Raw genomic sequence first — 13,787 nt, forward strand, 5'->3', positions numbered from 1 at the left:
GACCGCAGGAGTCTTCATGCCTCGTTTCGCTGCCAACCTCAGCATGCTCTACCCCGAACATGACTTTCTCGACCGTTTCGCCGCCGCCGCAGCCGATGGTTTTCAGGCAGTGGAGTACATGTCCCCCTACGACTACAGCCCACAGCAATTGAAACAGCGGCTCGACGACAATGGCCTGGTCCAGGCCCTGTTCAACGCACCGCCTGGCAATATCGCGGCCGGGGAAAAAGGCACGGTGTCCTTGCCAGGCCGTGAGTCGGAGTTCCGCGCCGGTTTCGACAAGGCCCTGGAATACGCCGCGGTACTGGGCAACGACCGCATCCATGTCATGGCCGGGCTGCTGGCCAACGAAGCGGATCGCGCCAGGCACCAGCAAACCTACCTGGAAAACCTCAGCCACGCAGCGACACAAGCCGCCAAGGCTGGCATCACTGTATTGCTGGAGCCGATCAATACCCGCGACATGCCGGGGTTTTTCCTCAACTACCAACATCAGGCCCAGGCTATCTGCAAAGCGGTCGGCCAGGCCAACCTCAAGGTCCAGTTCGACGTCTACCATTGCCAGATCGTCGAGGGTGACGTGGCGACGAAGCTGCGACGGGATATCGCCAACATCGGCCATATCCAGATCGCCGGTGTGCCGGATCGCCACGAACCGGACATGAACAACGAGCTGAACTATCCCTACCTGTTCGAGCTGATCGATCAACTGGGGTACAGCGGTTGGGTGGGTTGCGAGTACCGGCCACGCGGCGACACCTCCAAGGGCTTGCAATGGCTGCGCGATTGGCAGGGTCGGTCAAGCCAAGGCCCGGCATAGACGGCTTTTCATTCATGGGTCACCAGGACGCCGGGGCAGCAGGAGGCATGCAATGGAACTGAAGTTCAGTCACATCGATGTACTGGTCAAGAATCTCGACGAAGCCTGTGCCTACTACGCACAGATACTGAACGCCAGGATATCCAAGACGCTCGTCTGGGAACGAGGTGGCCTGCACGTGCGCTACGCGATTGCGCTGATCGGCCAAGAGCGTTTCATGCTGGTACAGCCGCTGGCCGGGAACCTGAGGGAGCTACTGGACGCCTCGGGTGAAGGGATGATTTATCGCCACTGCTATTCGACGCCGGACATCGAGAAGGCCTATGACGAACTGATGGCCGCCGGTGTTCAGCCAGAAGATGAAAACGGCAAGCCATTGGCCCGCGCGAACCTGCAATCCCCGTCCGGGACACGCATTATCTGGTTGCCCAAGCGCTTCGGGCACTTCTCTATCGAAATCCTGGAAGACAAGGCGCTAGAGGCATTTGTAGAGGCTGCATTTGCCTGAGTGATGCGGTGATGAACGTCTGCTTGCGGCCGTGGGTTCTTCCAATACGCCCCTTTGACCCGTAGGCAGATCAAGTGTCAGGGGTCCTGGAGAATCTTTAAATCTGTTGGCTATGTAGACAAGGAACAACGGTTCTTTTACGACGAGCGAAAAGAACTAGCCTGATTCGATGGAGGAATATTTTCAACCTTCATTAGGGCGTTCCAATGAACACAACCACCCTGGAGACGGACTATCTGGTTATCGGCGCGGGGGCTACAGCCATGGCCTTCGTCGATACATTGCTCGATCAATCGGATGCGCGTGTGCTGATGGTGGATCGACACGCTCAACCGGGTGGGCACTGGAATGATGCCTACTCGTTCGTCCGCCTGCACCAGCCGTCTGCCTTCTATGGCGTTAACTCCTGCGAGTTGGGCTCCGGGCAAAAGGACGAATCCGAATGGGGCGGTGGCTTATATGAATTGGCCTCGGGCAGCGAGATTGTCAGTTACTTCGATCAGCTTATGCAGCATCGATTCTTGCCGTCAGGTCGGGTGCACTATTTTCCGATGCACAACTACGAAGGTGATCGCAGCGATAGTCATTGCATCACCTCCTTGCTTACCGGCGAAAGCAAGGCTGTCCGGGTACGAAGGAAGCTGGTGGATGCGACTATGGCACAGACAGCCGTTCCTTCGACCCATCCACCGCATTACCGGGTCGAGCCCGGTATACGGTGCATACCGCTCAACGACTTGCCAAAGGTCGGACAGCCTTGCTCGCGTTACGTGGTGGTGGGGGGAGGAAAGACCGGCATCGATGCCTGCCTGTGGCTGCTGCAAAATGGCGTGGCACCTGGCAGGATTCAATGGATCGTTCCAAACGCCCCCTGGCTGTTGGATCGCGCCAACTTTCAACCCGGCCAGGAGAATGTTGTACGAACGATCGGCAGTCTCGCGAACCAGTTCGAAGCGATAGGTGCTGCAGATTCGATCCCGGACCTCTTCCTCAGACTCGAAAGTGCCGGCGAACTGTTGCGCATCGATCAAGCCGTCGAACCCACCGCCTTCCGCGCTGCGACCATTTCACAAGGGGAATTGCGTGCGCTACGGCGCATAAACAACGTAGTGCGCCTGGGGAGAGTCTGCGCGATTGGGGCCAGCCGAATATCCCTTGAGAAGGGCAGCATCGCTGCAGATCCCGACGCCCTTTACATCGACTGCAGCGCCAGCGCTGTCCCGATTATTCCTGAGGGAAGCGTGAAAACGTTTGATGGCAATCGTATCAACCTGGTGACAGTCAGCAGTTATCAGATCCTGTTCAGTGCCGCAGTCATCGCCTACGTGGAAAGCCACCTCGACGATCAGCTACAGATGAACACACTATGCGGGTTTGTCCCGCTGCCACGCTCACCGGTGGACTGGGTCAGGATGTGGGCCGCTTATCTTGGCAATCAACGGCAATGGAAGCAGCATGCGGGGTTGTCCAACTGGCTTGCGCAGTGTCACTTGCACCTTTTGCCAACCGTGTTGCGAAGCCTGCAGGAGGGGGATCCTGAAAAGCTTGCAGTGTTGAACCGGTTTACGGAAGCCAGAAAAAAAGCCCTGGAAAACATGCCCCGGCTCTTGCAGGCCGTAGCAGGTTTAGCGCGGGAGTCCTGAGCGACTGAATGGGGTCGGACAGCGACTGTACACCCTGAGTGACCCAGCCCCCGCGTTTGACATGGCCTATGTTCGCTAGCGAACAGACTTCGCCGCGATGAATCCTCCACACTCGTCGGTGGAATGCAGCGCCCGGCGGCGCAATGCCCCGCACACCTGGCCTGGCGTAGAACCGCCTTCATTCCACAAGCGACCTGCCCTGCGCGGGTCGTACGAAGGAATTCATGCAAAATATCCTGACTCGCACGCTGTCCAGCCTTTGGCGCTCACCGGCCATCTGGCTCAGGTGGAGTGCAGCACGGCACAAGTTCGAGTACGAGCCCATCCTGCGTGCCGACCTGTTCAATGCCCAGCAGATGGCAGACCACGGCATCGTGCTGGCACGCCAGCATTTGCTCGGGCGCCTTTCAAAAAAGGATGCCTTGCTTGGCCGCCTGACTGACAACCAACTGCTTCTGGAACGTAGCTGCGCAGCGCTCAAGACCGTTCAACTGTCCACCCGACGCCCAACCCCTGCGGCGGAATGGCTGCTGGACAACTTCTACCTGATCGAGGAAAACATCCGTACCGCCAGGACCCACCTGCCCGACGGCTATAGCCGCGAGCTGCCACGTCTGGCCGAAGGCCCTTCGGCAGGCCTGCCGCGGGTCTACGACATCGCCCTGGAAACCATCGCGCACGGCGATGGCCGGGTCGACGCGCCAAGCCTGAACTGTTTCATCGCCTCTTATCAGACCATCACGCCCCTGACCCTGGGCGAGCTATGGGCCATCCCGATCATGCTGCGCCTGGCGCTGATCGAGAACCTGCGGCGCGTGGCATCCCGGGTCATGGCCAACCGGGATGACCGTAACCTTGCCGATGACTGGGCCGATCGATTGATCGAAATGGCCGAGCGCGACGCCAAGAGCGTGGTATTGACCGTTGCCGACATGGCGCGATCGGCACCACCGATGACGCCACCCTTCGTTGCGGAACTGGCGCGCCGCCTGCACGGACAAAGCGCCGCGCTGATATTGCCCATGGCGTGGATAGAACAGACGCTCGGTGAGTCCGGCCTTACGGTCGAACGCCTGGTGCAGATGGATGCCCAGCAGCAATCCGGTGACCAGGTGTCCATCAGCAATAGCATCGCCAGCCTGCGGTTGCTGGCAGCGACCGACTGGCGCGAGTTCGTCGAGCTGCTCAGCCATGTCGAACAGGTATTGCGCACGGACCCGGCAGGCGTCTACGCGAACATGGACTTTGCCACCCGTGATCGTTACCGCCATGTGGTCGAACGCCTTGCCCGGCATTGCGTGCACTCCGAAACCAGGGTGGCACAAGCCACCATTGAACTGGCCGCGAGCACACAGCCCACGGCCGGTGTCACCGGCCACGTGGGTTATTACCTGGTGGCTGACGGGTTACTCAGACTGGAGCAGGCCCTGCATGCCAGCGTGCCGCTGCACGAGCGATGGAAGCGGCTGCTGCAGAGCGCCCCGTTGAAGTTCTACCTGTGCCCTTCCCTGCTGCTGACACTGCTGCTGGCCTGGCCATTCCTCGGCAGTGCCTATCACAGCGGCACACCACTGTGGTGCCTGGCCTTGCTCGCCGTGCCCGCGTTATTGATGACCAGCCGCCTGGCGATCGGGCTGGTCAACTGGCTGGTGACGCTCACGGTCGTCCCGTCGCTGCTGCCGCGCCTGGATTACAGCAAGGGCATACCGACCGAGGCGCGAACGCTGGTGGCGGTGCCGACGATGTTTGCCAACGCCGGCGACATCGAGGCCCTGGCGGAAGGCCTGGAAGTGCGATTCCTGGCCAATCGCGATGCCAACCTGCATTTTGCGCTGCTCAGTGACTTCATGGACGCCCCTGCCGAGGTGATGCCCGAGGATGCCGAATTGCTCGCCCTGGCGCGCCAACTGATCGAGGCGCTCAACCACAAGTATGCCGATGGCCAGGTCGACCGGTTCTTCCTGCTGCACAGGCCCAGGCACTGGAACGCGACCGAGCGGGTATGGATGGGGCATGAACGCAAGCGCGGCAAGCTCGCCGAGCTCAACGCGTTGCTGCGAGGTAAAGGACAGCAGCGCTTTGCATTGATCGTCGGTGATGTCGCGCCACTGGAGTCGGTGCGCTTCGTCATCACCCTGGACACCGATACCTTGCTGCCCCGGGATGTCGCACGTCAGTGCATCGGTGCGATGATGCACCCGCTGAACCAGCCGGTATTCGATGAGCAGAGCGGCAAGATCGTCAGCGGTTACGCAATTCTCCAGCCACGCGTGGGGATCAGCCTGCCCAGCACGGCACGCTCGACCTACGCCCGCCTGTTTGGCAGCGATGCGGGTGTCGATCCCTATACCCGTGCCGTCTCCGATGTTTATCAAGACCTGTTCCAGAGCGGTTCCTTCATCGGCAAGGGCATCTATGCCGTCGACGCCTTCGAACAGGCACTCGAGGGCTGTCTGCCCGATAACCGCATTCTCAGCCATGACCTGATCGAAGGCTGCTATGCCCGTTGCGGGCTGCTCAGCGATGTACAACTGTATGAGGAATACCCGTCTCGCTACAGCGCCGATGCCAAGCGCCGACACCGCTGGATTCGCGGAGACTGGCAAGTGCTGTACTGGGCCTCGCCGTGGGCACCGAAACCCCAGGGAGGATTTGCGCCCAACCTTCTTTGCAACCTTGCCCGCTGGAAGATTTTTGACAATCTGCGCCGCAGCCTGGAGCCAGGCGCCTTCCTGGCCATGCTGACATGGGGCTGGCTGGGTTCGAGCGAGGCCGTCTCCTGGACATTGGCGGTGGTCATCCTGGTATTTCTCCAGCCCTTGCTGCAATCGGTACTGGCGCTGGTACAGAAAGCTGCCGATATTCCATTGGGGCAACACCTGAGTGCGGCATTACGGACCTCGGGCCAGCATTTCATGCGCGCGCTGTTGTCGATTGTCTGGTTGCCCTCCGATGCGTTGTTGAGCTTCGATGCGATTGGCCGCTCACTGTGGCGCATGCTGATCAGCAAGCGCCGCCTGCTGCAATGGCAACCGTCTCGTGAGGTGGAGCGTTCCAGTGGCAATGATCTGTCCGGCATGTATAAAAGCATGTGGATTGCCCCTGCGCTGGCGCTGATTCTATTCGTGGCCCTGCTCCCCTCTCTTCATGTACTCGCACTGGCGGCACCCTTGCTGCTGGTGTGGCTGGTAAGTCCGGCGATTGCCTGGTGGATCAGCCTGCCGACAACCCCGGCGGGGTTTGACCCGTCAGTGCAAGAGCTGCGCTTCCTGCGCATGCTGTCACGCCGGACCTGGGCGTTCTTCGATCGGTACGTGGGGCCTGAGGACAACTGGTTGCCGCCGGACAACGTCCAGGAGATACCCAAGCCAACCATTGCCCATCGCACCTCACCGACCAACATGGGCATGGCCTTGCTCTCGCACCTGGCGGCCCACGATTTCGGTTACCTGAGTACCGGGCGCCTGCTTGAACGCGTCACTGCCACGCTTGAGTGCATGGCCGGTCTTGAGCGACACCATGGGCACTTCTACAACTGGTACGACACCCAGTCACTCCTGCCGCTGGCGCCTCGGTATGTGTCCACCGTGGACAGCGGCAACCTGGCGGGCCTGCTGCTCACCCTGCGGCCGGGATTGCTGGGGTTGATCGACACCCCTCTGTTCGATCAACGCATTCTCAGCGGTCTGGGCGACACCCTCGATGTGCTGCAGCAGGCGTTACAGGACGGCAGCCTCGATGACCGTGCCGTGCTTGAACTGCGCGCGGAGGTGGCGTCGGCGATTGTCCAGGACACCCCGGACAACCTCTTGCAAGTACTCGATCTGGCGGATGCCTTGGCAATCGACACCGCTGCTGAAGAAGCACACTACTGGCTGCAGGCATTGCAGGCGCAGTGTGCGGATCTGCGGGCAGAACGACTGCGCTTCGAGCTGCCATTGGCACCCGCCCGGGCACCAGCACCAGCACCAGCACCAGCACCAGCACTCAGCCTGCGGCAAATGGCCGAGCTCGATTGCACGCTGTGGCTGCCCGCCGATCAGGCGCAAGTGCAGGCCGTACAACATCTGGCGCGCGCACGAATCAGCCACCTTGAGCGTCTGGTCGAATTGTCCGCGTCACTGGCGAGCATGGACTTCACCTTCCTCTACGATGCTCAACGTGACCTGTTCTCGATAGGCTACAACGCCGACGAGCGCAGGCTGGACAACGGTTATTACGACCTGCTCGCGTCAGAGGTTCGCCTGACCAATTTCGTGGTCATCGCCCAGGGCCAGCTGCCGCAACAGGCCTGGTTCACCCTCGGACGCTTGCTCAGCAACAATCGGGGGGTACCGGTATTGCTTTCCTGGTCCGGATCGATGTTCGAGTACCTGATGCCCAACCTGGTCATGCCCAGCTATGAAGGGACGCTGCTGGAGCAGACATGCCGTGCGGCCGTGGCCTTGCAGATCGAGCATGGCAACCTGTTGGGTATCCCCTGGGGCGTGTCCGAGTCGGGTTACAACACCCTCGACGCCCACTTCAATTATCAGTATCGGGCGTTCGGTGTTCCAGGCCTTGGCCTCAAGCGCGGACTGGCCGACGATACCGTGATTGCGCCGTACGCCAGCGCCCTGGCGCTGATGGTCGAGCCGCAAGCGGCCTGCCGCAACCTGCAGCGCCTGGCGGCCCAAGGGTCGGCCGGCCGCTATGGCCTGTACGAAGCGGTCGACTACACCGAGGCACGCCTGCCACGCGGCCAGCGCTATGCGGTCGTGCGCTCGTTCATGGCACACCATCAGGGCATGAGCCTGCTGGCCTTGACCAGCCTGCTGCTGGACCGGCCGATGCAACGACGCTTCGAGTCGATCCCGGCCTTCCAGGCGACCATCCTGTTGCTGCAGGAACGCGTCCCCAAAACCGCCGCACCTTACCTGCATGCAACCCTGGCACCTGCCACAGATGAAAACGGACACGCGCAGGAAACCAGGCTGCGAGTGTTCGCCGATCCCGGGCGCAAGCGCCCCGCCGTCCAGCTACTGTCCAACGGCCGTTACCACGTCATGCTCAGCAGTGCCGGCGGTGGTTACAGCCGCTGCAACGACATCGCCGTGACCCGCTGGCATGAAGACGCGACCTGCGACAACTGGGGCATGTTCTGCTACCTGCGCGATGTCAGCAGCGGCGTGTTCTGGTCCTCCGCCCACCAGCCGACCCGGCACAAGCCAGAAAGCCATGAAGCGATTTTCAGCGATGCCCGGGCCGAGTTTCGTGTTCGCGAGCTCGACTTCGATACCCACACCGAGATCGTCGTGTCCCCCGAAGACGATATCGAGCTGCGCAGGCTGCACATCACCAACCGCAGTCGCGTGCGCCGTAGCGTGGAGCTCACCACCTACGCCGAGGTGGTCCTGGCCCCGGCAATCAGTGATGCCATGCACCCGGCCTTCAGCAACCTGTTCGTGCAGACCGAATTGTTACCGGCGCTGCAGGCCATCGTCTGCACCCGCAGGCGGCGCTCCAGTGAGGAAGCCGTCCCCTGGATGTGCCACCTGCTGGCCGCCCATGGCGTGGACATCGACGCCATTTCCTACGAGACCGATCGAGCGCGTTTCATTGGCCGCGGACGCAACGTTGCAGCACCGGCGGCGCTCGATGGCAATGTCGAGCAGTTGTCCGGCACCGCAGGCTCGGTGCTGGACCCGATCGTGGCCATCCGCTGCCGTATCACCCTGGAACCCGGACAAACGGCGACCATTGACCTGGTGACCGGCATCGCGGACAGCCGTGAGGACTGTCTGTACCTGATCAATAAATACCGCGACCGGCACCTCGCCGACCGCGTCTTCGACCTGGCATGGACCCACAGCCAGGTGTTGCTGCGTCAACTCAATGTCTCGCCGGAAGATGGGCGCCTGTTCGAACAGATGGCCTCTTCGATCCTCTACGCCAATGCTTCGTTACGCGCGGAAAACAGCGTCCTGATGGCCAACCGACGCAATCAATCGAGCCTCTGGGGCCAGGCGATTTCAGGGGACCTGCCCATCGTTCTGTTGCAGATCGCCACCGTCGACAACATCGAACTCGTGCACCAGATGGTCAAGGCCCATGCCTACTGGCGGCAAAAGGGGCTAATGGTGGACCTGGTCATCTGGAACGAAGACCAGGCCGGCTATCGCCAGCAACTCCAGGATTTGATCATGGGGGTGGTGACGTCCGGCAGCGAAGCTTCGCTGATCGACCGTCCCGGAGGCATTTTCGTGCGTCCCGCACAGCAGTTGTCGAACGAGGACCGTACGCTGATCCTGTCGGTGGCGCGCCTGGTGCTGAGCGAAGGCAATGGCAGCATTGCCGAGCAGGTCCATCGGCGTCACGCAAGCCCGGCCTACCCGGCATTCGTGCCCACGCTCAAGCGCCAGGTAAAAGCGGCCGCTACCCTGCCCGCCATCGAAGGTTTGCTCCTGGGCAACGCCTATGGCGGCTTCAGTGCCGATGGCAGCGAGTATGTCATGACCTTGCAGCCGGGAAGGCCGACGCCGGCGCCATGGGCCAACGTGTTGGCCAACCCGCACTTCGGTACGGTGATATCCGAAAGTGGGGGCGCTTACACCTGGACGGAAAACGCTCACGAATTTCGCCTGAGCCCCTGGCACAACGACCCGCTCACCGACGCCAGCGGTGAGGCGATCTACGTGCGCGACGAAGAAACCGGGCATTTCTGGTCGGTGACGCCACAGCCTTGTCCCGGTACCGGCGCGTACCGCACCCGGCACGGTTTCGGCTACAGCGTCTTCGAGCACGATGAAGACGGTATCCACACCGAGTTGTGGGTGTACGTGGCGCTGGATGCTTCGATCAAGTTCTCGCACTTGCAGATTCGCAACCGTTCAGGCCGCGCCCGGCGCCTGTCGACGACCTGCTATGTCGAGTGGGTGCTGGGCGACCTGCGCAGCAAATCGGCGATGCATGTGGTGACGGAAGCCGACCCCAGCAGCGGCGCATTCTTCGCCAGGAACGCCTATTCGATCGAGTTTTGCGAACGGGTGGCGTTCCTCGATACCGACTCGACCGCCACCAGCATCAGCGGTGATCGCACCGAGTTCATCGGCCGCAACGGCAGCCTCAAGGCGCCTGCCGGACTGCAGCAGGCACGCCTGTCAGGCCGTACCGGTGGGGGCATGGACCCCTGTGCGGCGATTCAGGTGGCCCTCGACCTCGACAACAGTGACGACCAGGACGTGGTCTTCCGCCTCGGTGCCGCCCGGGATACGACCTCAGCCCTGCGCCTGGTTCAACAGTACCGTGGCCTGGGGGCGGCCACCGCAGAACTCGAGGCGGTACGCGAGCATTGGCGTTCGCAGCTGGGCGTGATTCAGGTCCAGACCCCCGACCCGAGCATCGATGTCATGGTCAATGGCTGGTTGATGTACCAGGTCATCGCCTGTCGCTTCCAGGCCCGCAGTGGTTACTACCAGTCCGGCGGGGCCATCGGCTTTCGCGATCAACTGCAAGACAGCATGGCGATGATCCATGCCGATCCCGCCAGCGTACGTGGCCATTTGTTGCTGTGTGCAGCCCATCAATATGCCGAAGGCGACGTGCAACATTGGTGGCACCCGCCGCTCGATCGGGGCGTGCGCAGTGGCTGCTCGGACGATTACCTGTGGCTGGCGCTGGCGACCAGTCACTATGTCAGCGTCACCGGCGACCTCAGCGTGCTGGCCGAACCCGTGGGTTACCTTGAAGGCCGACCGCTCAATGCCGGGGAAGAGTCCTATTACGACCTGCCCGGCAAGTCGCACCTCGAAGAAAGCCTCTATCAGCATTGTGTACGCGCCATCGAACACGGCCTGCAGCGCGGCAGCCACGGCCTGCCCTTGATGGGCACGGGCGACTGGAACGACGGAATGAATCGGGTCGGCCATCTGGGTCATGGGGAAAGCGTGTGGCTAGGCTTCTTCAGCTTTGATGTTCTGCAGCAGTTTGCCGTCACCGCCCAATTGCAGGGCGACCCAGTTTTCGCACAGCGCTGTACCCGGCAGGCCGCCTTGCTGCAAGCCAGTCTGGAAGAGCATGCGTGGGACGGTTCATGGTACCGGCGCGCCTGGTTCGACGACGGCCAGGTCCTGGGCTCGGCCAACAATGACGAATGCCGCATCGACTCGATCTCGCAAAGCTGGTCGGTACTGTCGGGGGCTGCCTCGCCAACACGGCGCCGCACGGCCATGGCGTCATTCGAGCAGCATCTGGTACGCCCCGACACAGGCGCGGTCCTGCTGCTCGATCCACCCTTCGACACAGGCTCGCTCGAGCCCGGCTATATCAAGGGCTACGTGCCGGGCGTACGGGAAAATGGCGGCCAGTACACCCATGCCGCGGTCTGGGCCGGCATGGCGTTCGCCGAGCTTGGCGACAATGTCAGGGCCTGGCGGTTGCTCAACATGATCAACCCCGCCGGCCATGACGTCGCCAAGCGCCTCGAAACCTACAAGGTCGAGCCCTATGTCATGGCTGCCGACGTCTACGGCACGCCGCCCCATGCAGGCCGTGGGGGGTGGACCTGGTACACCGGGTCGGCCGGCTGGACGTACCGCTTCATCGTGGAGTCATTGCTCGGCGTGCGGCGGGTCGGGACTGCATTGCACATCGTACCGCTGCTGGCGCAGGGCTGGCCTGGCTACACGCTGCGCTACCGCTATGGGGCGACGCATTACCATATCCATGTACGCCCCGGCACGAGCACTGCAGCCTCGGTCACGCTGGACGGCGAGCTGCTGGGCAATGACGCGCTGGAATTGCTCGATGACGGCAGAGAACATCAGGTCGTGGTGACCTGCCCGGTAAAAGCGCAGCAACCCGAAACCCCTGGGTGGGATAGAACCGTCGAAACCGATCTTGAGCGCTGAGAAACAGCGCTCTAGGCGGGCCTGGATTCAGACTGGATGACTCGGGCCCTGGTGGTGCGTCTGCACGGCCTCACCCAGTTTGATGTGTACGGGCGGGTTGGCAGCCTGCCCGGGCTTGTCATGCAGGGGGACCGGCGTGCTCTGTGGCTGTTTCGCAGTGGGCTTGCCAGGGCCCTGGCGAAGATTCGGGTCAATGTGCTTGCTCATACAACCTCCAACGTTCGGCGCTGCAGAGGCAGCGTCGCTCCCTTGAGCATCGCAGATGGCAGCAACTGCTTCGGTGCGCTGCCACGCATAGCGCGCTTTGGAGTAACCTGTCCCCCTCAGGGAATTCTCCCTCGAAGGGTGGCTGATATGTTTGCTGTACCCAAGCCACAACAGAATTACCTGCTAGCGGCGCTTCCGGCGCCAGCGCTGGATCGCCTGCTCCCCCACCTCGAACTGGTCGAGCTGCCACTGGGCAAAGTGCTCTATGAGTCCGGTGGCGCCCTGCGGCATGTCTACTTCCCCACCGACTCCATCGTGTCGCTGTTGTATGTGATGGAGAACGGCGCCTCGGCCGAGATTTCAGTGGTCGGCAATGAAGGCCTGATCGGCGTTGCAGTCTTCATGGGCGGCGAAAGCACCCCCAGCCGCGCCGTTGTGCAAAGTGCCGGGCATGCCTACCGGTTACCCGGCCAGCAACTCAAGGACGAGTTCAACCGCCATGAAGAAATGCTGCTGCTGATGCTGCGCTACACCCAGGCCCTGATCACGCAAATGGCCCAGACGGCAGTGTGCAACCGCCACCACTCCATCGACCAGCAGCTGTGCCGCTGGTTGCTGTTGTCGCTCGATCGCCTGCAAGGCAATGAACTGACCATGACCCAGGAGCTGATCGCCAACATGCTGGGTGTACGCCGCGAAGGCGTGACCGACGCCGCCGGCAAGCTCCAGCGCCTGGGTGTCATCGAATACAGTCGGGGCCACATCAAGATCCTGGACAGGGCCCGGCTCGAGGCGCTGAGTTGCGAATGCTACGCCGTGGTCAGAAGGGAAACCGAACGATTGCTGCCCTACTTTCCCTGGGAGAGGTGACTGGTGAAGGTTTCTCGGGACGACCCCGGTCACGAAGTTGCCAGTTCGTGAAATGCTGAAGCTGATCCACCAAAGAAGCGTTTCGATACTGTCGCCATATTGGCGCGCGCCAGCCCAATATGACGAAGCGTCTGGACGACGCCCCAGGCCAAGCTGCCCGGAGCAATCAAATGCTTATTCGCCCGCGTGGTCATTGCCACCGTGCGCGGCGATGAACATGGCGACGGCCGACCGGCAATAGGATTCGATTTCGTTGTCGTCCTCTGCTCTCGCCTCATCGAAGCGCGCGATAATCAAGAGATCGGACCCTTTGAAAAGCGCGGCAAACAAGCGGGCGGACTGGAGAGGATCAGGCACGTTCAAAACCGCTTTCGCGTGCAACTGACACAACAGGGCCTCGATTTGGGCGATGACATAGGCGGGGCCGGCTTCGTATTGGCGCTTGCTTAACGACTTTTGATTCGTCTTGTCGGCCATGATCATGGCTTCGACACTGCGCACGTCCGGGCTCAACAGGGTGCGAAGCAGGGTTGATCCCACCGCCATGAGCTGATCTTCGGCCGAACCGTCGAAGCCTTCAAAAAGAGCCTGTGGTGCAAACTGCTGGCAGTGGGCCGCGATGGCCGCGCTGAACAGCGCCTCCTTGTTCTCGAAGTGCCGATAGATGCTTAGCTTGGAGATCTTCGCCCGCTGGGCGACCTTGTCCATGGTCGTCGCTTGAAAACCCAACTCCACAAAAAGTTCGCACGCGGCGTCGACGATTGTTTGACCAAGCGTCTCGTTAGCGGGCCGGCCTCGCCGGCCCTGGCTGTTTTCGGTCATAAAAATTCCAGTACTTGACAGTATTCTAA

Annotated in this window: 6 protein-coding genes; 5 read left to right on the forward strand and 1 reads right to left on the reverse strand. The window is 61.5% G+C overall.

Going from position 1 to position 13,787, the window contains the following annotated elements:
• Positions 1–16: 16 nt before the first annotated feature.
• The 5 genes from otnI (at position 17) to Q8X48_RS29195 (ending at position 12,936) form a co-directional block, all read left to right on the forward strand.
• Positions 17–820, forward strand: a complete 804-nt coding sequence (gene otnI / locus Q8X48_RS29175) for a 2-oxo-tetronate isomerase (RefSeq protein WP_407801990.1) — start codon at positions 17–19, stop codon at positions 818–820.
• A gap of 52 nt (positions 821–872) precedes the next feature.
• Positions 873–1,328, forward strand: coding sequence for a VOC family protein (locus tag Q8X48_RS29180; RefSeq protein WP_407801989.1), 456 nt, complete (start codon positions 873–875; stop codon positions 1,326–1,328).
• Positions 1,329–1,534: 206 nt separating this feature from the next.
• Positions 1,535–2,971: an NAD(P)-binding protein gene (locus Q8X48_RS29185; protein WP_407801988.1), complete on the forward strand. Its 1,437-nt coding sequence runs from the start codon at positions 1,535–1,537 to the stop codon at positions 2,969–2,971.
• A 224-nt stretch (positions 2,972–3,195) separates the two neighbouring features.
• Positions 3,196–11,859 (forward strand): GH36-type glycosyl hydrolase domain-containing protein, encoded by an 8,664-nt coding sequence (locus tag Q8X48_RS29190; RefSeq protein WP_407801987.1) that lies wholly within the window; start codon positions 3,196–3,198, stop codon positions 11,857–11,859.
• Positions 11,860–12,213: 354 nt separating this feature from the next.
• Positions 12,214–12,936, forward strand: coding sequence for a Crp/Fnr family transcriptional regulator (locus Q8X48_RS29195; RefSeq protein WP_407801986.1), 723 nt, complete (start codon positions 12,214–12,216; stop codon positions 12,934–12,936).
• Positions 12,937–13,110: 174 nt separating this feature from the next.
• Here the strand turns inward: Q8X48_RS29195 and Q8X48_RS29200 are convergent, their stop codons facing one another.
• Positions 13,111–13,758, reverse strand: a complete 648-nt coding sequence (locus tag Q8X48_RS29200; protein WP_407801985.1) for a TetR/AcrR family transcriptional regulator — start codon at positions 13,756–13,758, stop codon at positions 13,111–13,113.
• Between the last annotated feature and the right edge of the window lie 29 nt (positions 13,759–13,787).

Origin of the sequence: Pseudomonas sp. QLc11A (assembly GCF_052112305.1) — a bacterium.
Classification (GTDB): Bacteria; Pseudomonadota; Gammaproteobacteria; order Pseudomonadales; family Pseudomonadaceae; genus Aquipseudomonas; species Aquipseudomonas laurylsulfatiphila.

Coding starts and splice junctions, on each gene's coding strand:
- Q8X48_RS29180 (WP_407801989.1), top strand. CDS start 873: ATGGAACTGAAGTTCAGTCACATCGATGTACTGGTCAAGAATCTCGAC.
- Q8X48_RS29200 (WP_407801985.1), bottom strand. CDS start 13,758: ATGACCGAAAACAGCCAGGGCCGGCGAGGCCGGCCCGCTAACGAGACG.
- otnI (WP_407801990.1), top strand. CDS start 17: ATGCCTCGTTTCGCTGCCAACCTCAGCATGCTCTACCCCGAACATGAC.
- Q8X48_RS29190 (WP_407801987.1), top strand. CDS start 3,196: ATGCAAAATATCCTGACTCGCACGCTGTCCAGCCTTTGGCGCTCACCG.
- Q8X48_RS29195 (WP_407801986.1), top strand. CDS start 12,214: ATGTTTGCTGTACCCAAGCCACAACAGAATTACCTGCTAGCGGCGCTT.
- Q8X48_RS29185 (WP_407801988.1), top strand. CDS start 1,535: ATGAACACAACCACCCTGGAGACGGACTATCTGGTTATCGGCGCGGGG.